The 22,596-nt window shown below is 72.1% G+C and carries 21 protein-coding genes; 12 read left to right on the top strand and 9 right to left on the bottom strand.

The annotated features are described in order from the left end of the window. Positions 1-53: 53 nt before the first annotated feature. The 7 genes from AC4BGE_RS07255 to trxA all read left to right on the top strand — a co-directional run bounded on the left by AC4BGE_RS07255 (position 54) and on the right by trxA (position 9,203). Entirely contained in the window at positions 54-2,531 is a 2,478-nt protein-coding gene (locus AC4BGE_RS07255) for a DUF6049 family protein (protein ID WP_490574826.1), read from the top strand. Further along, the gene (murJ, locus tag AC4BGE_RS07260; protein WP_490574827.1) at positions 2,528-4,198 is read left to right on the top strand and encodes a murein biosynthesis integral membrane protein MurJ; all 1,671 of its coding nucleotides are present in this window, start codon (positions 2,528-2,530) and stop codon (positions 4,196-4,198) included. The genes AC4BGE_RS07255 and murJ overlap by 4 nt, the downstream gene beginning before the upstream one ends. A gap of 55 nt (positions 4,199-4,253) precedes the next feature. Next, positions 4,254-6,167 carry a protein kinase family protein gene (locus AC4BGE_RS07265; protein WP_490574828.1) on the top strand — a complete coding sequence of 638 codons (1,914 nt, stop codon included), beginning with the start codon at positions 4,254-4,256 and terminating at the stop codon, positions 6,165-6,167. Further along, positions 6,164-6,898, top strand: a complete 735-nt coding sequence (gene sigM, locus AC4BGE_RS07270) for an RNA polymerase sigma factor SigM (protein WP_490574829.1) — start codon at positions 6,164-6,166, stop codon at positions 6,896-6,898. Before AC4BGE_RS07265 ends, sigM begins: the two co-directional genes overlap by 4 nt. Continuing rightward, a complete protein-coding gene (locus tag AC4BGE_RS07275; RefSeq protein WP_490574830.1) occupies positions 6,895-7,626 on the top strand; it encodes a hypothetical protein in 732 nt (243 codons plus the stop codon). The genes sigM and AC4BGE_RS07275 overlap by 4 nt, the downstream gene beginning before the upstream one ends. Before the next feature lie 138 nt (positions 7,627-7,764). Next, on the top strand, positions 7,765-8,793 hold the full coding sequence (trxB, locus tag AC4BGE_RS07280) for a thioredoxin-disulfide reductase (protein WP_490574831.1): 1,029 nt from the start codon (positions 7,765-7,767) through the stop codon (positions 8,791-8,793). 86 nt (positions 8,794-8,879) lie between these two features. Next, positions 8,880-9,203 (top strand): thioredoxin, encoded by a 324-nt coding sequence (gene trxA / locus AC4BGE_RS07285; protein ID WP_489965494.1) that lies wholly within the window; start codon positions 8,880-8,882, stop codon positions 9,201-9,203. Here the strand turns inward: trxA and AC4BGE_RS07290 are convergent. After that, on the bottom strand, positions 9,178-9,837 hold the full coding sequence (locus AC4BGE_RS07290) for a GNAT family N-acetyltransferase (protein ID WP_490574832.1): 660 nt from the start codon (positions 9,835-9,837) through the stop codon (positions 9,178-9,180). The genes trxA and AC4BGE_RS07290 overlap by 26 nt on opposite strands. A gap of 82 nt (positions 9,838-9,919) precedes the next feature. Here AC4BGE_RS07290 and AC4BGE_RS07295 point away from each other — a divergent pair, with 82 nt between their 5' ends. Both AC4BGE_RS07295 and AC4BGE_RS07300 read left to right on the top strand, forming a co-directional pair. Then, complete coding sequence (locus AC4BGE_RS07295; protein WP_490571985.1) at positions 9,920-11,134, top strand: pyridoxal phosphate-dependent aminotransferase; 1,215 nt, start codon at positions 9,920-9,922, stop codon at positions 11,132-11,134. A 53-nt stretch (positions 11,135-11,187) separates the two neighbouring features. Next, entirely contained in the window at positions 11,188-11,976 is a 789-nt protein-coding gene (locus AC4BGE_RS07300; protein WP_490574833.1) for a lysophospholipid acyltransferase family protein, read from the top strand. Between the two features lie 71 nt (positions 11,977-12,047). On the opposite strand, the gene AC4BGE_RS07305 is transcribed toward AC4BGE_RS07300, so the two are convergent. From AC4BGE_RS07305 to rpmH, 8 genes are all read right to left on the bottom strand, one after another. Next, entirely contained in the window at positions 12,048-13,154 is a 1,107-nt protein-coding gene (locus AC4BGE_RS07305) for a ParB/RepB/Spo0J family partition protein (protein WP_490574834.1), read from the bottom strand. Next, positions 13,151-14,011: a ParA family protein gene (locus AC4BGE_RS07310; RefSeq protein ID WP_490574835.1), complete on the bottom strand. Its 861-nt coding sequence runs from the start codon at positions 14,009-14,011 to the stop codon at positions 13,151-13,153. The genes AC4BGE_RS07305 and AC4BGE_RS07310 overlap by 4 nt, the downstream gene beginning before the upstream one ends. Before the next feature lie 687 nt (positions 14,012-14,698). Beyond that, positions 14,699-15,433, bottom strand: coding sequence for a 16S rRNA (guanine(527)-N(7))-methyltransferase RsmG (rsmG, locus tag AC4BGE_RS07315; RefSeq protein ID WP_490574836.1), 735 nt, complete (start codon positions 15,431-15,433; stop codon positions 14,699-14,701). 35 nt (positions 15,434-15,468) lie between these two features. Then, positions 15,469-15,999 (bottom strand): Jag family protein, encoded by a 531-nt coding sequence (locus AC4BGE_RS07320; protein WP_490574837.1) that lies wholly within the window; start codon positions 15,997-15,999, stop codon positions 15,469-15,471. Positions 16,000-16,054: 55 nt separating this feature from the next. Beyond that, the gene (gene yidC, locus AC4BGE_RS07325) at positions 16,055-16,975 is read right to left on the bottom strand and encodes a membrane protein insertase YidC (protein WP_490572107.1); all 921 of its coding nucleotides are present in this window, start codon (positions 16,973-16,975) and stop codon (positions 16,055-16,057) included. A gap of 36 nt (positions 16,976-17,011) precedes the next feature. Then, positions 17,012-17,275, bottom strand: a complete 264-nt coding sequence (gene yidD, locus AC4BGE_RS07330; RefSeq protein ID WP_490571991.1) for a membrane protein insertion efficiency factor YidD — start codon at positions 17,273-17,275, stop codon at positions 17,012-17,014. A gap of 18 nt (positions 17,276-17,293) precedes the next feature. Continuing rightward, entirely contained in the window at positions 17,294-17,662 is a 369-nt protein-coding gene (gene rnpA / locus AC4BGE_RS07335; protein ID WP_490571992.1) for a ribonuclease P protein component, read from the bottom strand. Positions 17,663-17,701: 39 nt separating this feature from the next. After that, positions 17,702-17,839, bottom strand: coding sequence for a 50S ribosomal protein L34 (gene rpmH, locus AC4BGE_RS07340; RefSeq protein WP_110180841.1), 138 nt, complete (start codon positions 17,837-17,839; stop codon positions 17,702-17,704). A 552-nt stretch (positions 17,840-18,391) separates the two neighbouring features. Between rpmH and dnaA the strand changes: the two genes are divergently transcribed. The 3 genes from dnaA (at position 18,392) to gnd (ending at position 22,590) form a co-directional block, all read left to right on the top strand. Then, positions 18,392-19,933 (top strand): chromosomal replication initiator protein DnaA, encoded by a 1,542-nt coding sequence (gene dnaA / locus AC4BGE_RS07345; protein WP_490571993.1) that lies wholly within the window; start codon positions 18,392-18,394, stop codon positions 19,931-19,933. Positions 19,934-20,411: 478 nt separating this feature from the next. Next, positions 20,412-21,533 carry a DNA polymerase III subunit beta gene (gene dnaN / locus AC4BGE_RS07350; protein ID WP_490574838.1) on the top strand — a complete coding sequence of 374 codons (1,122 nt, stop codon included), beginning with the start codon at positions 20,412-20,414 and terminating at the stop codon, positions 21,531-21,533. Between the two features lie 82 nt (positions 21,534-21,615). Next, complete coding sequence (gene gnd / locus AC4BGE_RS07355; RefSeq protein WP_490574839.1) at positions 21,616-22,590, top strand: phosphogluconate dehydrogenase (NAD(+)-dependent, decarboxylating); 975 nt, start codon at positions 21,616-21,618, stop codon at positions 22,588-22,590. The last annotated feature ends 6 nt before the right edge of the window (positions 22,591-22,596 follow it).

Raw genomic sequence — 22,596 nt, forward strand, 5'->3', positions numbered from 1 at the left:
AGGGAGGGGGCGTCGGACACGAGGAGCCAGTCTAGGCGCACTACAGTCGTGGGGTGCCCAGCCGTCGTCCGTTCCTGACCGCCTCCGTGGCGGGACCGGTCGTGGGGCCACGCGTGCGGCCCTCGGCGGGCCCGCTGCTGACCCTGCTGGTGGCGGTGCTCCTGGTGCTGCCCGGCCTGCTGCTGCCCGGCCTGGCGCTGCCGGCCCAGGCGGCGCCGGGCAACGCCGGGGAGGACCCGCTGCGCCTGGAGATCTCCGAGCTGACGCCCTCGGTCCCGCGGGCCGACGAGCAGGTGACGATCGCCGGCACCATCACCAACCAGAGCCGCGAGACGTGGACCACCATCAACGTCCACGCCTTCCACTCCGAGAGCCCGGTCCTCGACGCGGCCACCCTCGCCTCGGCGGCGAACACCCCGGACGGGGAGTACCTCGGCCCCCGGGTGGTCGCCCCGGGCACCTTCCAGACCATCCCGAGCCTGGCGCCGGGTGAGTCGACCACCTTCACCGCCTACCTCCCGGCCGGCTCGCTCATCGGCGGGGACGGCGTCTACTGGGCGGGCGTGCACGCGATCGGGGAGACCGAGAGCCAGCCGCGCGACGAGTACACCGACGGCCGGGCGCGGACCTTCCTGCCGGTCATCTCCGGGGAGCGGCGACGCCTCGACGCCGCCCTGGTGCTGCCGCTGCGCGCCCCGATCCGGCACACCCCGGCCGGACGGGTCGCCGACCCCGGCCGGTGGGCCGAGCTGCTCGGTCCCGGCGGCCGGCTGCGCAATCTGCTCGAGGCCGGCCGCGCCGCCGGCGAGCGGCCCGTGACCTGGCTGCTGGACCCCGCCGTCCCGCACACCGCCATGAAGCTGGCCGCGGGCAACCCGCGCGCCAGCCTGGCCCCGCTGCCCGGGTCGGAGGAGGAGCCGGCCGACCCGGAGGGCGGCACCCCGGGCGAGGAGCCGGCCAGCCCCGCGCCCACCGAGCCGACCGTGCTCCCCGACCCCGACCCCGACGAGGGCGCCGCGGAGCAGCTCGACCCCGCGGCGCAGGCCGCGGCGGCCGCCGCGCAGGGATGGCTCGAGATCTTCAGGACCGAGATGGCCGCCCACCCGGTGCTGGCCCTGCCGTACGGCGACGTCGACGCCTCCGCGCTCCAGCGCGAGGACCCGGACCTCCTGGCCATGGCCCGGGCCCACTCCACCCAGGTGCTCACCTACCTGGGCATCAGCGCCACGCCCGTCCTCGCCGCACCCGACGGCCACCTCTCACCCGAGGTCGTCTCGGCCGCCGCGCCGGAGACCCTGATGCTGCTCAGCGACCGGGCCCTCCAGGACCCGCTGGGCCAGGTGCCGAGCACCGGCCAGGTGCTGGGCCACACGTTCGCCACCACCTCCTCCGGGGTGGCCGCGGGCGGTCCCGGCCCCGAGCCGGCCGCGGGGCCGATCGCGGTCCGCCAGCGGGTGGTCAGCGAGGCGGCGCTGCAGATCCTCGCCGGGGACCGCTCGCCGCTGGTGATCGCGCCGCCCCCCAACTGGGACCCCGCCACCGGGTCCGCAGTCCTCTTCTCGACCTTCGACGAAGGGCTGCTGCGCCTGCGCCCCCTGGCCGACCTCGTCGGCGACGACGTGCTCACCGCCCCGCCCGCCGCCGGTGACGGTGCCGAGGCCGGCGGCACCGACCTGCCGGCCGAGGCCCTCGTCTTCGGCGAGGCCCAGCAGGCGGCGGAGCTGCCCGCCACCAGCATCTCGGCGGCCACCCAGCGGCTCGAGCGGGCACGGCTGCTCGCCGGCGTGCTGACCCGCGACTCCGGCCTGGTGCCCCACCTGGTGGAGGCGGTGCTGCCCAGCCTCTCCTACTTCGCCCGGCAGCGGGCCGGCGAGTGGCGGCGGCAGGACGTCCGCGGCACCGCGTGGCTCCAGGAGCGCCTCGACTCGATCCGGGTCGACACCCCCCTGCGCGCCACCCTGTCCAGCGACCACGGCACGCTGGGGGTCACCCTGGTCAACGACCTCGACGTGTGGGTCGAGGTCCGGATCGCGGCGAGCAGCCAGGGCGGCCTCCGGATCGAGGAGCAGGAGCCCCTGACGCTGGCGCCGCGCTCGCGCCGGCTGCTGCGGCTCTCGGCGACCGCCACCCGCCAGGGCAAGGACGAGCTGACGCTGCGGGTCACCGACGTGGAGGGCACCCCGCTGGGCGCCTCCGCGACCTACCCGGTGCGGACCTCCCAGGTCAGCGGCACCCTGTGGGTCATCATGGCCGTCGGTGCCGTGATGCTCTTCGGGACGATCGGGGTGCGCCTGCTGCGCGGCAACCGCCGGACCCGGCGCGAGCAGGCGGAGGCGGAGGCGGAGGAGGCCGAGCTCGAGACCCTGGCCGAGCCGGACGAGACCCTGGCCGAGCCGCACGAGACCGAGCCGACCGAGCCCCAGCCGGCCCAGACCCAACCCGCCCAGACCCAGTCGGCCGAGCCCCGGCCGGTCCAGCGGATCGAGCCGGAGCAGCCCACGACGGAGCAGTCGGGGCAAGGAGCCACATGAGCGCGCCCCAGACGGACCAGGAACAGCGGTCGATCGCCTCGAACAGCGCGGTGATGGCGATCGGGACCACCTTCTCCCGGCTCTCGGGATACCTGCGCAGCCTGCTGCTGGTCGCCGCCCTGGGCAGTGCGCTGCACGCCGACCTCTTCAACGTGGCCAACACGATCCCCAACGCGCTCTACATCCTGCTCGCCGGCGGTGTCTTCAACGCCGTGCTGGTGCCCCAGCTGGTGCGGGCGCTGGGGCGCGACGAGGACGGCGGGGAGGCCTACACCAACCGCCTCATCACCCTGGCCGCGCTCTTCCTCGGCGCGGTCACCGTGCTGCTGGTGCTGGCCGCCCCCACGGTGGTCGACGTCTACTTCAGCAGCCGGCTGGCCAGCCCCGAGCTGGCCGAGCAGCGCGAGTCGGCGATCGCCTTCGCCCGCTTCTGCCTGCCGCAGGTCTTCTTCTACGGGATGTTCGTGCTGATCGGGCAGGTCCTCAACGCCCGCGGCACCTTCGGGCCGATGATGTGGGCGCCGATCGCCAACAACCTGCTCGCCATCGGCGTGCTCGTGGTCTACCTGCTGGTCTTCGGCCCGGTCTCCGGCGCCGGGCTCACCGGGCCCTACTCGACCGGCCAGGAGCTGCTGCTGGGCCTGGGGTCGACGGCCGGCATCGTGGTGCAGCTGCTGATCCTGCTGCCCTACCTGCGGGCCGCGGGCTTCCGCTACCGCCCGCGCTTCGACTTCCGTGGCACCGGGCTGGGCCACACGCTGCGGCTCGGCATCTGGACGGTGCTCTTCGTGGTGGTCAACCAGATCACCTACTGGCAGGTGACGCGGCTGGCCACCAGCGGGACCACCCAGGCCGCGGACGGCACCGGGGTCACCGTCTACGCCAACTCGATGCTCGTCGCGATGGTGCCGCACGCGATCATCACCGTCTCCTTCGCCACCGCCGTGCTCCCCCGCCTGTCCCGGTACGCCGCCGACGGCGAGGACCGGCACCTCGCCCAGACCCTCGGCTCGACGATGCGGACCTCGCTGGGCGTGGTGATCCCCTTCGCCGCCCTGCTGCCCGTGGTCGCCGGCGACATCGCCAACGCGGCGTACGGCTGGGGGGCGGGCGCCGACGACGTGGCCGGCTACGTCCCCTCGCTCTCCCTCTTCGGCCTCGGGCTGGTCTTCTTCACCGTCCACTACTTCATGCTCCGCGGCTTCTACGCGCTGGAGCGCACGCGCACCGTCTTCCTGATCCAGCTCGTCCACGCGGCGGTCAACATCACGGCGGCGGTGCTGCTGGTCCGCCAGGCATCCGCCGCGGACACCGCCCCGGCCCTGGTGGTGTCCTACGCGCTGGCCTACCTGGTGGTCTCGGCCCTGAGCTACGCGGTGCTGCGCCACGTCCTCGGCGGACTGGAGACGCCCCGGCTGGTCCGCTTCCTGATCCGGCTGCTGCTGGTGGTCGCGGTCTCGACCCTGTTCGCCTGGCTCACCTCGCGGGCGCTCTCGGGGCTCGGCGACACGCCGCACCCCCTGGTCTCGGTCGGCCGCGGCGCGGTGGTCGGGCTGGTCGACGTGGCCGTGCTCCTCGCGCTGGCGCGGTGGTTGCGGCTCAGCGAGGTCACGGTGCTGCTCGATCCGGTGGTCAACACGGTCCGGCGTCGCCTGCGCACGCCCTGACCTCGCCGTACCATGAGCGGGACCGCAACCGCGCACCCGAGAGACCAGGAGGGCCGTGGCCACCTCGATCCGTGCCGGCGACGTGCTCGCCGAGCGGTACCAGATGGTCGACCTGCTCAGCGAGACCGAGGGTGGGTGGTTCTGGTGCGCCCATGACGACGTCCTGCGTCGTCAGGTGGCGGTCCACCTCATCCCGGCCGACGACGAGCGTGCCGAGGCGCTGATGGCGGCCGCCCGGCGCTCGGCGGCCCTGATGGACCGGCGCAACCTCCGGGTGCTCGACGCCGACCAGGACGACGAGCACTGCTACGTGGTCAACGAGTGGGGCGTCGGCACCTCGCTGGACCGGACGCTGGCCGACGACGGCCCGCTCAACCCCCGCCGGGCCGCCTGGCTCGTCGCGGAGGTCGCCGACACCCTCGCGGTCTCCCACGCCACCGGCCGCTGCCACGGCCGGCTCCACCCCGAGAACATCCTGGTCGACGAGAACGGCCAGGTGCGGATCATCGGGTTCGGCGTCGACGCCGCCCTGCACGGCCTTCCCGCCGACCGCATGGAGGAGGACGTCCACAACCTGGGCGGGGTGCTCTACGCGGCGCTCACCGGGCGGTGGCCGGGTCCCGGGGAGTCCCCCGTCCCGGCGGCGCCCGTCGAGCACGGCCACCCGCTGCGCCCCCGCCAGGTCCGCGCCGGGATCCCGCGTGCCCTCGACCACCTCTGCGACGAGGTGCTCGGCCACCACGCGGCCGGCCGCAACGGGCACGGTCGCGGCACGGGGCTGGCCGGCATCGGTCACCGCTCGACCCACGACCTGCACACCGCCGCGGGCATCCGGGACGCCCTGGAGGAGTTCCTCGGCGACGAGGCCACCGGGGTCGGGGTGGTGCCCCCCGTGGCGCCCCTCACCGCCGCCGTGGTCACCGACCCCGCTGCCCCGGCGGCCGGCCCCGATCCCGGGAGCGACGAGCTCCCCGCGCGCAAGGAGGGGCTCCGGCAAGCCACGACGCCCGGGACGCCGCTGACGCCCGGGAGCACCACGCCGCCCGAGCGCCCCGCCGCGGCGACCAGCGACGTCGACGGCATCCCCACCGAGGCCGGGATGCCGGTCTTCCACGACGACGAGGAGGTGGAGTGGCTCCGGGCGCGGGGCAACCGGCCCGCGCCGCCGCCCGCCTTCGAGGAGCCGGAGGTCCGGCCGCTCTTCGCCGCCGACCCCGAGGACGGCACCCCGATACGCCGCGCCCGGCCGCCGCGTCCGGCACCCGTGGAGGGCGCCGAGTACTGGCCGTGGGACACCTCCACCGGGCACGGCGGCTCCGGCACCGGCAGCCACTCGGGCCTGGTGCCGGTGATCAGGCCCGAGCGCGTGCCCGGGCGCCGCTGGCTCCACCTGGCCTACCTGATCGGTCTCGCCGCCCTGGTGCTGCTCCTGGTGGTGGCGGCCTACCAGCTCGGCGGGGGCGGCGGGGGCGAGGAGGAGGACGACCCTCAGTCCCAGGGCTCCGGTCCGGCCACCAGCGAGCTGACGGCCTACACCGGGCTCTCCGCGACCGACTTCGACCCCGAGGGCAGCCTGCCCCAGGACGAGAACCCGGAGCTCACGCCGTACGCCGTCGACGGGGATCCCAACACCTCGTGGATCACCAGCAGCTACCGGCAGCAGTTCGGGCCCGGGGGCCTCAAGGACGGCGTCGGGCTGACCCTCGACCTCGGCGAGGCCAAGGGCGTCCGGCTGGTCGAGATCTCGGTGCGGGGCGGGCGGACGACCGCCGAGGTCTACCTCAGCGACGAGCCGCCCTCCTCGGCCCCGGACTCCGAGCCGGTGGGGTCCGGCACCGGTGACGACACGATCGTGATCGAGCTCGACGAGGCCGTGCAGGCCAGGTACGTGACCGTCTGGCTCACCGCCATCCCCCCCGTCGACGCCGACTTCCGCGGCGAGATCCGCGAGATCGTGGTCAGCGGGTGATCCCGTCGCCGACCGACGCGGACCTGCTCGCTGCCCACGTCGCCGGCGACCCGGAGGCCTTCGGGCTCCTCTTCTCCCGGCACCGCGCCCGGCTCTGGGCGGTGGCGCTGCGGACCACCGGGAACCCCGAGGACGCCGCCGACGGCCTCCAGGACGCGATGGTCTCGGCCTTCCGTCGCGCCGGCTCGTTCCGCGGGGACGCGGCGGTCACCACCTGGCTGCACCGGGTGGTGGTCAACGCCTGCCTGGACCGGCTCCGGGCGGCCCGGGTGCGCGCCGCCGATCCGCTCCCCGACGACCTCGACCAGCACGCCCGGGCCCCGGGCGCGCCCGGCGGTGACGCGTCGGCCGATCCCGCGCAGCGGGCCCTGGACGGCGAGCGGCGGGCGCGGATCGCCGAGGCGCTCGCCCGGCTGCCCCCCGAGCAGCGGGCCGCCCTGGTGCTGGTCGACATGGAGGGCTACCCGGTCGCGGAGGCGGCGCTGATCCTCGACTGCGCGCCCGGGACGGTCAAGTCGCGCTGCTCGCGGGGCCGTCGGCGGCTGGCCGAGCTCCTGGCCGACCTGCTGGACGCGACGGAGAGCGACCCTGCGAGTGGTGCGGGGAGCGGTGCGGGGAGCGGTGCGGCCGGCCGGGGGAACCGAACGGCGCCCCGGCACGTCCCACCCGAGCAGACGCGTGCGCCGCGCGACGAGGCGCGAGGGCCCCGGACCCGAGAGGCGGAGGGATGAGCGACCAGGAGGAGCAGGTACGCCGCCTGCTCGCCTCGGCGCGCGCCGAGGAGCCTCTGCCCCCCGAGGTCGCCTCCCGGCTGGACGACGTCCTCGCGGGGCTCGTCGCCGAGCGAGCGGACGCACAGGCGGAGGCGGGGGCGGAGCACGCAACGGTGACGCCGCTGCCCGCGGGTCGTCGCCGCCGGCGGGCGGCCGGCTGGGCGCTCGCCGCCGCCGCGGCCGTGGTGGTCGGCGGCGTCACGGTCGGGCAGCTGGCCGGAGGCCTCCAGGACTCGCCGGAGGCCTCCGACGCCCAGGACTCGGCCGCCTCCCAGGAGGCGCCCCGGGTGCCGGGCGACGAGGACCAGCGGGGCGGGGAGCAGGGCCGCGGACCCCTCGTCGAGCCCGAGGCAGAACCCGGGACCGGACCCGGAGCGGCACCGGAGGCGGACCGGGGCGATGCCTCGAACCAGGACCCGCCGCGGCTGACGGCGGCCGCCCTGGAGCCCCAGCTCCTGGCGCTGCGAGCCTCGGATGCCGAGCCGCAGGCGCGACGGCGCCTGACCACCCGGAGCTGCTACCCGGAGACCGCGCGGCCCTCGGACAGCCTGTACCCGGTCCTCTACGAGGGCCGTCCGGCGGCGGTGGTCCTGCGGACCCCGGGCCCGGACGGCCAGCGGGCGCTGGTCCAGCTCTGCGGCGAGACGCGGCCCACCCGGTCGGTCCTGCTGCCCGCGACACCCTGACCACCGGCCGCTCGCCGCGGCCCGGACGCGGGACCTGCTCCGGGCCCGCTGACGGCTGACTCGGGGAACAAGGCTCACCTACGATCGGTTCTAGCAGTCGTCCGTCCACCGCCGAACCCGCAGGAGCGCCACGCAGCCATGAGCGACACCGCCGAGACCCGCACCCGCAACGTCATCATCATCGGCTCCGGCCCGTCCGGCTACACCGCGGCCGTGTACGCCGCCCGCGCCGCCCTCGAGCCGCTGGTCTTCGAGGGGTCGGTCACCGCCGGCGGGGCGCTGATGAACACCACCGAGGTGGAGAACTTCCCGGGCTTCCGCGACGGCATCATGGGGCCGGCGCTGATGGACGAGATGCGCGCCCAGGCCGAGCGCTTCGGCGCCGAGCTGATCGCCGACGACGTGGTCGAGGTCGACCTCACCGGTGACGTGAAGGTCGTGAAGACCGCCGAGGCGACGTACACCGCCCACGCGGTGATCCTGGCCACCGGCTCCGGCTACCGCAAGCTGGGCCTGCCCCGCGAGGAGGAGCTCTCCGGCCGCGGGGTGAGCTGGTGCGCCACCTGCGACGGCTTCTTCTTCCGCGAGCAGGCCATCGCGGTGGTCGGCGGCGGCGACTCGGCGATCGAGGAGGCGACCTTCCTGACGCGCTTCGCCTCGAAGGTCTACCTGATCCACCGCCGCGACGAGCTCCGGGCCTCGAAGATCATGCAGGAGCGGGCGTTCGCCGACCCCAAGCTCGAGATCGTCTGGAACTCCGAGATTGCCGCCATCAACGGCGCCGAGCGCCTGGAGTCGGTGACGCTGCGCGACACCGTGACCGGCGACGAGCGGCCACTGGAGGTCACCGGCCTCTTCATCGCCATCGGCCACGACCCGCGCTCGGAGCTGCTGTCCGGTCAGGTCGACCTCGACGAGGACGGCTACGTCCTGGTCAAGCACCCGTCGACGGCGACCAACCTGCCCGGCGTCTTCGCTGCCGGCGACCTGGTCGACCACCACTACCGGCAGGCCATCACCGCCGCCGGCACCGGCTGTGCGGCGGCGCTGGACGCCGAGCGCTACGTCGCCATGCTCGACTTCGCCGCTGCCACCGGTCCCTCCGACGAGGTCACCGGCGAGCTGGCCCAGGAGCTGGTCGACGAGGTCGAGGCCGCAAAGGTCTGATCCTCGACACCGTGGAGGGAACAATGTCTCCCCGCCACGGTGTTGACCCCCCAACGGACGCCACCACCGCCACCGGAAGGACCACCATGAGCAACATGACCGCCGTGACCGACGCCGACTTCGAGGCCACCGTGCTGAAGTCCGACAAGCCCGTCCTCGTGGACTTCTGGGCCGAGTGGTGCGGCCCGTGCCGCCAGGTGGCGCCCATCCTCGACGAGATCGCCGGCAGCCACGGCGACAAGATCACCTTCGTCAAGATGAACGTCGACGAGAACCCCGTCACCCCCGCCTCCTACAAGGTGACCGGCATCCCGACGATCAACGTCTACCAGAACGGCGAGGTCGTGAAGACCATCGTCGGGGCGCGCCCGAAGGCCGCGATCCTCAAGGAGCTCCAGGACCTGATCTGATGCTCCGCCCCTGCTGAGGCTTCAGCGCCGGGCGCACAGCACCCACGAGGCGCTCCAGTGCCTGCTCGACGTCGCTCATCCAGGCGCGAGTTGTCCGGAGCTCCATCCGCATCCGCGGCGTGGTGCTGTGCGCCCGTTGCGTCTTGAAGCCCACGGCACCCAGGAAGGCGGCCGGCAGCACGCAGTCCCGGGCCTGCCCCCGGGGCCCCAGCCCCCGGGTGTCGCCGAAGGCCTCCAGGGCCGCGAAGCCGCGGGGCACCAGGTCCCGGGCCGTCCCCTGGACCAGCATCCGGCCCACCCCGCCGCCGCGGTGCTGGGGCGCGACCCACAGCTGGGCCAGCAGCACCGCGTCCGGGCTGGGCGGCGCGGTGGCGAGGTCCAGGGCCCCGGGCAGGTAGGCGGGCGGCGCGTAGAGCGCCACGCCGGCCACCTCGTCGTCGAAGAGGACGACCCGCCCGCACGACCCCCACTCGCGCAGCACCTCCGAGACCCAGGCCTCCAGCTCGGCGGCACGCTCCTGCGGCGCCACCCTGGCCTTCGCGACCGGGTCGAGCTGCCAGCGCAGGCAGGTCCGCGGGTGGGGGTCGAGCAGCGTCAGGTGGTCGAGCGTCAGACGCACCACCTTGCGTGACATCGCCGACCTCCATGACTCCCGAACGCCTCGTCACACTGATATCCCCATGCTAGGACGGACCGCCGCCTGAGAGGATGCCCTCGTGCGCCCGATCAGACAGAGCAAGAAGCTGCAGAACGTCCGCTACGACGTCCGGGGACCCATCCTGGTGGAGGCCCAGCGGCTGGAGGCCGAGGGACACCGGATCCTGAAGCTCAACATCGGCAACACGGCGCCGTTCGGCTTCGAGGCGCCCGAGGCGATCGTCGCCGACATCGTGCACCACCTGCCGGAGTCCCAGGGCTACAGCGACTCCCGGGGCATCTACTCCGCGCGCACGGCGGTGATGAACTACTACCAGTCCCACGGGTTGCGCGACGTCCGGGTGGACGACGTCTTCATCGGCAACGGCGTCTCCGAGCTGATCTCGATGGTGCTGCAGGCCTTCGTGGACGACGGCAACGAGATCCTGGTGCCGGCGCCCGACTACCCGTTGTGGACCGGGGCCGTCACCCTCGCCGGCGGGACGCCGGTGCACTACCGCTGCGACGAGGAGAACGGGTGGAACCCCGACCTCGCCGACATCGAGGCCAAGATCACCGAGAACACGTTCGGACTGGTGGTGATCAACCCCAACAACCCCACCGGCGCGGTCTACAGCGAGGAGACCGTCAAGGGGCTGGTCGACATCGCCCGGCGACACGAGCTGGTGATCTTCTCCGACGAGATCTACGAGAAGATCCTCTTCGAGGACGCGGTGCACCACCACACCGCCACCTTCGCCGGCAACGACGTCCTCACGCTCACCTTCAGCGGGCTCTCCAAGGCCTACCGGGTCTGCGGGTACCGCGCCGGGTGGCTGATGATCTCCGGGCCCAAGGAGCTCGCCGCCGACTTCCTCGAGGGCCTGACCCTGATCGCCAACATGCGGATGTGCGCCAACGTGCCGGCCCAGCACGCCATCCAGACGGCCCTGGGGGGCTACCAGTCCATCGAGGAGCTGATCGGCCCGGGAGGGCGCTTCTACGAGCAGTCGATGCTGGCGCACCGGCTGCTCAACGAGATCCCGGGGGTGAGCAACGTCAAGCCCCGCGGCGCCCTCTACTGCTTCCCGCGGCTGGACCCGGAGGTCTACCGGATCGAGGACGACCAGCAGTTCGTCATCGACCTGCTGCGGGCCAAGAAGATCCTGGTCACCCACGGCACCGGTTTCAACTGGTTCGAGCCCGACCACTTCAGGCTGGTGACGCTGCCGGACGCCGAGATCCTGGAGGAGGCGATCGGGCGCATCGCCGACTTCCTGGCGACCCGCCGTTGAACCCCCTGCTCTAGGCTGCGCTGGCACCGTCCACGACACCAGGAGCACCACCCATGCGGGACATCACCTATCCGGCGATCATCAAGACCTGCCTGGCCGGCTTCCGCCTGCTCGGGCAGAAGTTCGACGTCCAGGGCACCGAGCACATCCCGGCCGAGGGCGGGGCGCTGCTCGCGTTCAACCACGTGGGCTACCTCGACTTCATCTACGGCGGTCTCGCCTCCCACCTCGCCGGTGGCCGCCTGGTCCGGTTCATGGCCAAGAAGGAGGTCTTCGACAACCCGGTCGGGGGCCCGGTGATGCGGTCGATGCACCACATCCCGGTCGACCGCGGCGACGGCATCGCGTCGTTCCACAGCGCCGTGGAGTACCTGCGTGCCGGTGAGTTCGTCGGCATCTTCCCCGAGGCGACCATCTCCCGCGCCATGGAGCTGAAGGGCTTCAAGAACGGCGCCGTCCGGATCGCGGTGGAGGCAGGGGTGCCGGTGGTGCCGGTGGTCCTGTTCGGCACGCAGCGGCTCTTCACCAAGGACCACCCCAAGGACTTCTCCCGCGGCAAGACCATCGCGATCACCGTCGGCGAGCCGCTGCGGCCCACCGGCGAGGACCCCACGGCCGAGACCGAGGAGCTGCGCTCCCGGATGTCGGCCATGCTGGACGAGACGATCGCCCGGTACCCCGCCGAGGAGCGCCCCCCGGGTGCCTGGTGGGTCCCCGCCCGGCACGGCGGCTCGGCCCCCTCCCTGGAGAGGGCTGCAGAGATGGACGCCGAGGAACTTCGGGCCCGGGCCAAGCGCAAGGCGGCCAAGGCGGCGGAGCGGCACGCTTCCCGCTCGTCCTGACCCCCCTGAACAGCCAACAAGACCATATGTCGACATATCGACATGTGGCCTTGTTGCTTTATCGGTGAGTTTCAGGACTCCGTGGACCGGCTGTCGGGGTCCATCACGTCGACGATGCGACGCAGATCGTCCATCGAGGCGAACTCGACGGTGATCTTGCCCTTGGACTTGCCCAGGTCGACCTTGACCCGCGTCTCGAAACGGTCGGAGAGACGGTCGGCCAGGTCCACCAGTCCCGGCGCGGTGGGTCGGGAGCGTCGCGCCGGGCGTGGCGACTTCCCGTGGTCGCCGAGGGAGACGATCTCCTCGAGGGCACGGACGCTGATGCCCTCCGCAACCACGCGCTGGGCCAGCCTGTCCTGCAGGTCGCCGTCCTCGACCGCCAGGAGCGCCCGGGCGTGGCCCGCGCTCAGCACGCCGGCCGCGACCCGGCGCTGGACGGCCGGGCTCAGCTTGAGCAGCCGCAGCGTGTTGGAGATCTGAGGGCGCGACCGGCCGATCCGCTGCGCGAGCTCCTCGTGCGTACACCCGAAGTCCTCCAGCAGCTGGCCGTAGGCCGCCGCCTCCTCCAGAGGGTTGAGCTGGGAGCGGTGCAGGTTCTCCAGGAGGGCGTCCCGCAGCATGTCGGCGTCGTCGGTCTCCCGGACGATCGCCGGGATCAGCTCCAGGCCCGCCTCCTGGGAGGCCCGCCAACGGCGCTCGCCCATGATCAGCTCGAAGCCGCCGGCCTCAGACGGCCTCACGACCACCGGTTGCAGCAGGCCCACCTCGCGGATGGAGTGCACCAGCTCGGCCAGCGCCTCCTCCTCGAAGACCTGACGCGGCTGGCGCGCGTTGGGCCGCACCTCGGCGATGGGGATCTCGCGGAAGTACGCGCCGGCGACCACGTCGCCCGCCTGGTCGCTGCGCCCGGCTGCATGGCCGTCCGCCGGGCCGCGGCGGTGAGCGTACTGCTGGCCGGTGGTGTCGGTGCCGGGCGCGGCACCGGGACCCTCCGCAGCCCTCGGCGCACCATCGGCCCGCGGGTCCCGCAAGCCCGGTCCCGCTCCAGCACCTCCCGGTCCACCGGCGCCGGCCGACGGGGTCTCCCGGGGGTCGCTGTCGGCCGGGGCGGTCGGGATCAGCGCGCCCAGGCCTCGACCCAGCCCACGTCGCTGAGGCTTCGGGCTGTTGCTCATGGGGTGGGTGCTCCCTTGCTCGCGATCTCCCGGGCGGCCTCCAGGTAGCACAACGCACCTGGGGAACCCGGATCGTAGGTCATCACCGTCTGACCGTAGGACGGCGCCTCCGAGACGCGCACCGACCGGGGCACCATCGTCTTGAGCACCGTGTCCCCGAAGTGCTCACGCACCTCACCGGCCACACCGGCCGCGAGCCGGGTGCGGGCGTCGTACATGGTGAGCAGGATCGTCGAGACCGCCAGGTCGGGGTTGAGGTGCTTGCGCACCATCTCCACGGTCTCGAGGAGCTGGCCGAGGCCCTCCAGGGCGTAGTACTCGGCCTGGATCGGGATCATCATCTCGTCGCCGGCGACCAGGGCGTTGAGGGTGAGGAGTCCGAGCGAGGGCGGGCAGTCCACGAAGACGTAGTCGAACCGGTCGTCCCCGACCTCCGCGGCGTGCCCGACCCAGGGGTGCCCGTGGATCGCCTTGCGCAACCTGTTCTCCCGGGCCACCACGCTGACCAGCTCGATCTCCGCGCCGGCGAGGTCGATCGTGGCCGGCACGACCCACAGGTTGGCGAGGTCGGGGCAGGTGGTGACCACGTCCAGCATCGGCACCGTGTCGACGAGCATGTCGTAGGTGGACGGAACACCGCGGCGGTGCTCCACGTTGAGGGCCGTCGAGGCGTTCCCCTGGGGGTCCAGGTCGATCACCAGGACCCGCTGACCCAGCTGGGCCAGCGCGGCGGCCAGGTTGACCGTGCTCGTGGTCTTGCCCACACCGCCCTTCTGGTTGGCCACCACCATCACCCGGGTGCTCTCGGGCCGGGTGGGACCCGAGCGGCCCAGGGCCCCGCGACGTGCCAGCACCACGTTTTCGGCCGCTCGGGCCAGGGGGGTGCTGTTGTCGTAGGTGCTCTGGGCACGGTCGGCGATCTGACCGGCGGTTCGGGGGGTCGAAGCCCGTGAGGCGTCGGCGGCTGGTCGGGAGGCAGAGGCCCGCGGGGCCCGCGGGGCTTCCTCCGTGGGACGGTCCACCGTCGGCCGATCGCCGACCCAGGCGGGCGTCGGCGGCGCCTCGGGACGCGGGGTGACGGTGCCGAGGACGTCCACGAGATGTCCGGAGGCGGGGGCCCGTGACCCGGCGCCGTCCGTCTCGCTCGCGTTCACCGCGGTGCCGGTTTCACGTGAAACAGGATCACCGACCCTGGGTGTTTCACGTGAAACACCGGCCGAACCGCCGATTTCCCCAATTCCCACAGGACCTGTGGAGAAACCAGCATCCTGTGGATAACCGGTGGATAACGAGCCTGTTCCACGCTCAGCGGGCAGTGACGCGTCGGTGGAAAACTTGCCGTCGCCGGAGGCGGACCCTCGTTCATCTGTGGTCACGTGGTCGACCCCTTCATATCTTCACCGCTCAATGTTCTGACACACCGCGACCCATGGGGACCGCGGCCGCACGCCCATACCGGGCCGCTGTCCTATCTGACGACCCGAGCCGCCGCAGCGCTCGGTCAAGGTGGACCACGGGGGACTGGCCACCGCACTCCGCCACTCCTACGTGCGTCGAGCTCGGGAATTCTTCTTGCCCCCCGCACGACCAGGACCACGGTCCTGGCTGCGTCGGGTGCCGACCAAAGGTAGCGCTCCCGGATCCGAGCGGGAAACCCGCAGGGCGAACGTCGGGACGTCTGCCTCGGCACCGCCCAGGACCACGATCTCCGGGGTGCCGCAGCGATGACGGCGCAGGTCCTTGCCGGCTTGCGCCACCTCGTCCTCCACCGACGATCCCTTCAGCGCCACCATGGCGCCTCCCGCGTCGACCAGCGGCATCGACCAGTCCAGCAGGCGCGGCAGCGGCGCCACCGCCCGAGAGGTCACCACGTCGAAGAGACGCTCCCCGTGCAGTGCCTCGGCACGGCCGCGCACCACTTCCACGTTGTCGAGCCCGAGATCCTCGCGGACCTCCTCCAGGAAGACGGTCCTCCGCAGCAGCGGCTCCACCAGCGTCACCGACAGGTCGGGTCGCACGATCGCCAGCACCATCCCCGGCAACCCCGCCCCCGAGCCGAGGTCGCAGACGCTCGCCTGCGCTGGCATCAGGTCGGCCAGCCAGGCGCAGTTGAGGATGTGACGCTCCCACAGCCGCGGAACCTCGCGGGGACCGATCAGGCCCCGCACCACCCCGTCCCCGGCCAACCACTCGGCATACCGGACGAGCAGCGGCAGCCGGTCGGAACCGACAACCCCCCTGACCGCCTCGGGAGGAGGGGTGAGGGGGGCCGGGGTCACGGACCCGTCCGTGGTTCCACGTGAAACGTCGTCGTTCACTTCGGCAGGATGACCACGTGGCGTCGGGGCTCGGCGCCCTCGGACTCGGACACCAGGCCCGCGGCCTTGACGGCGTCGTGCACGACCTTGCGCTCGAAGGACGACATCGGCTCCAGCTCGACCGGCTCACCCGACTCGCGCACCTGGGCGATGAGACCCTCGGCCAGCGCGATCAGGTCCCGGCGCTTCTGCTCGCGGTATCCGGAGATGTCGAGCATCAGGCGCGACCGCTCGCCGGTCTCCCGGTAGACGGCCAGGCGGGTGAGCTCCTGGAGTGCCTCGAGCACCTCACCGTCGCGGCCCACCAGCATCGAGAGATCGGCCCCCACGATCGAGACGGACGCCCGGTCCACCTCGACGTCCATGTCGAGATCCCCGTCGAGATCGGCGATGTCGAGGAGCTCCTCGAGGTAGTCGGCCGCGATGTCGCCCTCCTGCTCCAGGCGCTCGACCTTGCCGGGCCGGCCGGCTGCCGACTCCTGGGCGTCCGGCTCGTCGCCGTGCACGTCGTTCTCGGTCTCGGTCACGCGATTCTCCCTGCGTCGTGATGGGTTTGGCGGTCGAACCGCCGACAGTCGTGGGTCAGCGCTTCTTGCGCTTGGAGCGGCTCTGGCGCTTCGGCTGCGGGCGGGGCCCGCGCGGGGCCTCCGGCTCCTCGATCGCCACCGCGCCCGGCTCCTCGCCCGGCATCGGCAGACCCTTCTTGGCCGCCTTGGCCTTGTCGCGCTCCTGCTTCGCGGTGAAGGCCGGCGTGCCCGGAGCCGGGTTGTTGCGGATGACGTAGAACTGCTGGCCCATGGTCCACAGGTTCGAGGTGGTCCAGTACATGAGCACCCCGATCGGGAAGGCCACACCGCCAACCGCGAAGACGACCGGCAGCACGATCAGCAGCATCTTCTGCTGCTGGGCGTACGGCCCGCTCAACGCGTCGGCGGGCATGTTCTTGCTCATCAGCTGACGCTGGGTGAGGAACGTGGTGGCGGTCATCGCCAGCACGAGGGCCGCGGCGAAGGCCACGACCACCCACTCGTTGCCCCACGCCTCGGTGAGCCGGCTCGAGATCGGGACGATGCCCCACAGCTCGGCCTGACCGAAGTCCTCGGCCAGCTTCTCGGTCATCACCCCGCGCGCCCTGCCGTTGGCGGCGTTGTCGATCAGCCGGAAGAGCGCGAAGAAGATCGGCATCTGCAGCAGGATCGGCAGGCAGGAGGCGAACGGGTTGGTGCCCGCCTCCTTGTAGAGCGCCATCGTCTCCTGGGCCAGCCGCTCCCGGTCGTGGCCGTACTTCTTCTGCAGCTCCTTGACCTTGGGCTGGATGAGCTGCATGTTGCGGCTCGACTTGATCTGCTTGACGAACAGCGGGATCAGCGCGGCGCGGATGACCAGGGTGAGCCCGACGATGGAGAGGGCCCACGACGCACCGCCCTGCGGGTCGAACACCCGCCCCAGCACGTTGTGGAAGCCGACCATCACCACGGAGATGACGTAGTAGAGCGGCGTCATGATGGCGCTGCCGATGGCTCCGAAGAAGTCGAGCACTCAAGCTCCTCGAGTAGGGGGTGAGGCGGCCCCGGCGTGGGACGGGGTGTCGCGGGGAGGAACGGGGTCGTAGCCCCCAGGGGACCACGGGTGGCAGCGGGCGAGCCGCCGGACGGCGAGCCAGCTGCCCTTGACGGCGCCGTACCGGGTGACCGCCTCGAGGGCGTAGGCCGAGCAGGTCGGGTGGTACCGGCAGACCTGACCGTAGAGCGGACTGATGACCGCGCGATAGAGCCGGAGCAGACCGATCAACAGGTACTTCACCGGGTGCGCCTCACGCGATCAGGCTCCCTCGCCGGGCCCGCGGGTCCGCACCGGAACCTCCAGCACCCGACCGAGACACCGGTCGAGGTCCGCGGCCAGGCGCCCGGAGGCCGCCGACGCGGAGTCGGGAAGCGCACGGACCACGAGCACGCCACGACCCGGGAGCTCCCTGAGGTGCTCCCGGGTCAGGTGGCGTAGTCGCCTCTTCACGCGGTTGCGAACCACGGCGTTGCCCACCGCCTTGCTCACCACGAACCCGATCTGGACCGGTCCGGTGCCGCCGTCGTGCCAGTGCACGACCAGGGTCCCGGACCCGGCCCGCCGGCCGCCCCGCACCGCCTGCCGGAATCCGGCCTCACGGGTGAGGCGAGCGGATCTCGGCAGCATGCGGTGCTCGACGTCCGGACGGGTCCGCGTGGCCCGGCGTCAGACAGCCAGGCTGTTGCGACCCTTGCGGCGCCGCGCCGACAGAATGGCGCGGCCGGCACGGGTGCGCATCCGCAGGCGGAAACCGTGCACCTTGTGGCGGCGACGGTTGTTGGGCTGGTAGGTGCGCTTGCTCACGAGCTCTCTCCGATGTGTCTCTGCGGGTGTCCACTCCGGCGGGGGTTCGGTGCGCCAAGCTTCGGCTGGCACCGCCTCCCCACGGCACACGCCGATGGTCTGGGCGTGAATATCCGTGGACATGCGGCACCGGTCGACCACGAGCGGACGTCGGGTGACCTGCCAACGGTACGCGGAGCGGAGAACCAGGGTCAAACCCACGCGGCCCGGCCCCCGGTGCGGCTCGTCCAGGCCTGTGGATGACGGCTTGCCCAGGCGCAGGCCACGTTGTTACTTTTCACCACGTCCCGCGATCTCTCCACGCTCCTCCCCTTCCTCGCGGCGCCGGCGCTGCACAGCTCAGAAGACGGATCAAAACCGCGTCTGACCTGCGAGAACAGCAGGTGCGTCTCCTGTTCGGCGGAGGTCGGGACAGGGAGCGATCATCCAAATGGGGCAAGATGCACACCTGTGGATAACCTTGTGGACCGATGACCTGTCCCGCCACCTCGCGGAGCGCGGCAGACCTCCGTCCACAAGGACGATCCAGCAGCCGGGCAACAAGGGAGAGACGTGGAGAACGAGCCGGTCGACCTGACCACCGTGTGGCGCAGCGTGGTGGACCAGCTGCAGCCCAACCAGCGGGCCTGGCTGCGCGCCAGCGAGCCGGTGACCCTGCACGAGAGCACCGCCATCATCGCGGTGCCCAACGACTTCACCCGCGGTCAGCTGGAGGGCCGGCTGCGCGCCCAGCTCGAGGACTCCCTCAGCGTCCGCTTCCACCGCGAGATCCGGATCGCGGTGACGGTCAACCCGGCCCTGGAGGACCAGGCGCTCCCGGTCGCCCCGGATGAGCCAACAAAGCAACAAGACGATATGTCGACAAATGTCTGGGACCGGGACGTCAGCGGGCTGGCGGAGTCCCCCGCCTACTCCGACCACCGCCCCGACCACCGCCCGGGTCAGACCCTGGGCGAGAGCCTCGGCCACAGCCCCGAGCCCCTCCGCCCCGGCCTGGGCGCGACCTCCGGCGGGCCCGGCTTCCACTCCTCGGTCCACCCGAGCGCCCCCAGCTCGCTGGAGACCCGGCTCAACCCGAAGTACACCTTCGAGACCTTCGTCATCGGCTCCTCCAACCGCTTCCCGCACGCCGCGGCGGTCGCGGTGGCCGAGGCGCCCGGCAAGGCCTACAACCCGCTCCTGGTCTACGGGGAGTCCGGGCTGGGCAAGACCCACCTGCTGCACGCGATCGGCCACTACGTGCGCTCGCTCTACTCCGGCGCCAAGGTGCGCTACGTCTCGTCGGAGGAGTTCACCAACGAGTTCATCAACGCGATCCGCGACGACCGCCAGGACCGGTTCAAGCGCCGTTACCGCGACGTCGACGTCCTGCTGATCGACGACATCCAGTTCCTCGAGGGCAAGACCCAGACGCAGGAGGAGTTCTTCCACACCTTCAACACCCTGCACAACGCCAACAAGCAGATCGTGCTCACCTCCGACCGCCCGCCCAAGCTCCTCGAGGCACTCGAGGACCGCCTGCGCAACCGGTTCGAGTGGGGCCTGATCACCGACGTCCAGGCCCCCGACCTCGAGACGCGCATCGCGATCCTGCGCAAGAAGGCCGCGATGGACCGGCTCACCGCACCCCCCGACGTGCTGGAGTTCATCGCCTCCAAGATCCAGACCAACATCCGCGAGCTCGAGGGGGCGCTGATCCGGGTCACCGCCTTCGCCAACCTCAACCGGCAGGAGGTCGACATGAGCCTCGCGGAGATCGTGCTGAAGGACCTGATCCCCGAGGGCGGCGAGCCGGAGATCACCTCGCCGTTGATCATCGCCCAGACCGCTGCCTACTTCGGGGTGAGCATCGATGACCTGTGCGGCCCCAGCCGAGGGCGCCACCTGGTGCTCGCCCGCCAGATCTCGATGTACCTGTGCCGGGAGCTGACCAGCATGTCGCTGCCCCAGATCGGCCGGGAGTTCGGCCGCGACCACACCACCGTGATGTACGCCGACCGGAAGATCAACCAGCTCCTCGCCGAGCGCCGGGCGGTCTTCAACCAGGTCAGCGAGCTCACCAACCGGATCAAGATGCAGGCGCGTCAGGGCTGATCCCCCACGAGCCGGCCGCGACGCCGGCCTCCCCTGTGTAATTCCTGTGCTCCCGGACCCCTTCTCCTCCACAGCCCTGTGCACCCCTGCACGGGACCGGAGGACGAACTCCGGCTCGCTCACACGACGCTGCAGGGGTGCACAGGCCGTGCACAGGCCACGCACACAGGCCCGCGGCGTGCTGACCTGCACCGATCGAAGTTCTCCACAGTTTCCCCAACCCCTATGACGACTACTCACCTCTCCATTGACCAGTTCTCATCAACAACCATCCGGACCGATTCCTGGGGACAACCGCCTCGAGAGCCCCGAACCGGAGCACCTCGATGAGCCGGCCCCGAGCGACGCAGACCGGCGGTGAAGCGCTGGTGACGGCACCGGGCGGGCCTTCGGACCTCCCTGGGCACCGCGCGGACAACCTGTGCCCCGGCATGGCAGGATCACCCCACGCTCGAACCACAAGATCCGGAGGAACGAAGTGAAGTTCCGCGTCGACCGCGACGTCTTCGCCGACGCCGTCGCCTGGGCTGCACGCAGCCTGCCCGTGCGTCCCAGCGCACCCGTGCTCGCAGGTCTCCTCGTCGAGGCCGGTGACGACGGACTTGTGCTCTCGTCCTTCGACTACGAGACCTCCGCCCGGGCCGAGGTCCGCGCCGACGTCTCCGACGAGGGCCGGGTCCTGGTCAGCGGGCGCCTGCTGGCCGACATCTGCCGCAGCCTCCCGCACAAGCCCGTCGACTGCGAGGTGGTGGGCGCCAAGCTGGAGATCAAGTGCGGTTCCGGCCGGTTCAGCCTGCAGACGATGCCGGTGGAGGACTACCCCTCCCTGCCCGCCGTGCCCGCCCCGAGCGGCGTGGTCAAGGGCGAGGAGTTCGCCAAGGCCGTCGCCCAGGCGGTCACCGCCGCCGGCCGCGACGACATGCTCCCCGTGCTCACCGGTGTCCGGATCGAGATCGAGGGCGACCGGATGTCGCTGCTGGCCACCGACCGCTTCCGTCTCTCCCACCGCGAGCTCACCTGGACGCCGGCCCAGACCGACGCCTCGCTGGCCGCGCTGGTCCCGGCCAAGGTGCTCAGCGACACCGCCAAGACCCTCGGCGGCGACGTGACCATCTCGCTGGCGGCCGCCGGCGGCGACGGGATCATCGGCTTCGAGGGCTCCACCCCCGACGGCGTTCGACGCACCACCACCCGCCTGCTCGACGGCGAGTTCCCCAAGGTCCGCAGCCTCTTCCCCGCCGAGCACCTCACCGTGGCCACGGTCAACCGCCAGGACCTGATCGACACCGTCAAGCGGGTGGCCCTGGTCGCCGAGCGCAACACGGCGGTGCAGATGAAGTTCGCCGACGGGGAGGTCGTGCTCGACTCCCAGTCCGGTGACGAGGCGCAGGCGACCGAGGCCATCGAGGCCGAGATCAAGGGCGGCGAGATCATCACCGGCTTCAACCCGACCTACCTGCTCGACGGCCTCAGCGCCTTCGACGGGGAGAAGGTCGACCTGGCCTTCACCCAGGCGACCAAGCCCGTGGTCATCTCCGCCACCGACGGCGCAGAGCACGCCTTCCGCTACCTGCTGATGCCGAGGAGACTGCTCTCCTAGCGGCCTCGCCGCGGGCACGCCCGCCGTCGCGCCAGACCAGCCGTCGCGCCAGACCAGCCGTCACACCACTGGAGGGATCCGCATGGAGATCGGGCTCGTCGGACTCGGCAAGATGGGCGGCAACATGCGCGAGCGGCTGCGCCGCGGCGGTCACACCGTGGTCGGCTTCGACCACAACCGGGAGGTCAGCGACGTCGACTCGCTCGAGGCGGTCGTCGAGCAGCTGTCGGCTCCTCGCGTCGTGTGGGTGATGGTCCCCGCCGGGGGGCCGACCCACGAGACCGTGACCGCGCTGGGCGAGCTGCTCTCCCCCGGCGACGTGGTCGTCGACGGCGGCAACTCCCGCTGGACCGACGACGTCGCGCACGCCGAGCAGCTCGCGGAGAAGGGCATCGGCTACGTCGACTGCGGGGTCTCCGGCGGGGTCTGGGGCCTGGAGAACGGCTACGCCCTGATGTACGGCGGCACCCCCGAGGACGTCGCCAAGGTGCAGCCGGCCTTCGACACCCTCAAGCCGGAGGGCGACTTCGGCGCCGTCCACGCCGGCAAGGTGGGCGCCGGTCACTTCTCCAAGATGGTCCACAACGGCATCGAGTACGCGATCATGCAGAGCTACGCCGAGGGGTGGGAGCTGCTCGAGGCCGTCGACGTCGTCGACAACACCACCGAGGTGCTCCGCTCCTGGCGCGAGGGCACCGTGATCCGCTCGTGGCTGCTCGACCTGCTGGTCGCCGCGCTGGACGACGAGCCCGGCCTGGCCGGGATCCAGGGCTACGCCGAGGACTCCGGCGAGGGCCGGTGGACCGTGGAGGCGGCCATCGAGAACGCGGTCGCGGTGCCCGCGATCACCGCCGCGCTCTTCGCCCGCTTCGTCTCCCGCCAGGACGACAGCCCGGCGATGAAGGCGATCGCGGCGATGCGCAACCAGTTCGGCGGCCACGCCATGCGCACCCCCGCCCCCGAGGGCGGCGACGTGGCCGGCGCCACCGGGCCGGAAGAGGCCGGCGCCGCCCGCCAGGCCGGGGCGGGCGACGACACCGAAGCCGCGGAGAGCTAGCACCCC

Source organism: Nocardioides sp. Z50_6, assembly GCF_058215755.1.

Coding starts and splice junctions, on each gene's coding strand:
- gnd (WP_490574839.1), top strand. CDS start 21,616: ATGGAGATCGGGCTCGTCGGACTCGGCAAGATGGGCGGCAACATGCGC.
- AC4BGE_RS07305 (WP_490574834.1), bottom strand. CDS start 13,154: ATGAGCAACAGCCCGAAGCCTCAGCGACGTGGGCTGGGTCGAGGCCTG.
- AC4BGE_RS07300 (WP_490574833.1), top strand. CDS start 11,188: ATGCGGGACATCACCTATCCGGCGATCATCAAGACCTGCCTGGCCGGC.
- rnpA (WP_490571992.1), bottom strand. CDS start 17,662: ATGCTGCCGAGATCCGCTCGCCTCACCCGTGAGGCCGGATTCCGGCAG.
- trxA (WP_489965494.1), top strand. CDS start 8,880: ATGAGCAACATGACCGCCGTGACCGACGCCGACTTCGAGGCCACCGTG.
- murJ (WP_490574827.1), top strand. CDS start 2,528: ATGAGCGCGCCCCAGACGGACCAGGAACAGCGGTCGATCGCCTCGAAC.
- yidC (WP_490572107.1), bottom strand. CDS start 16,975: ATGACGCCGCTCTACTACGTCATCTCCGTGGTGATGGTCGGCTTCCAC.
- AC4BGE_RS07290 (WP_490574832.1), bottom strand. CDS start 9,837: ATGTCACGCAAGGTGGTGCGTCTGACGCTCGACCACCTGACGCTGCTC.
- AC4BGE_RS07275 (WP_490574830.1), top strand. CDS start 6,895: ATGAGCGACCAGGAGGAGCAGGTACGCCGCCTGCTCGCCTCGGCGCGC.
- trxB (WP_490574831.1), top strand. CDS start 7,765: ATGAGCGACACCGCCGAGACCCGCACCCGCAACGTCATCATCATCGGC.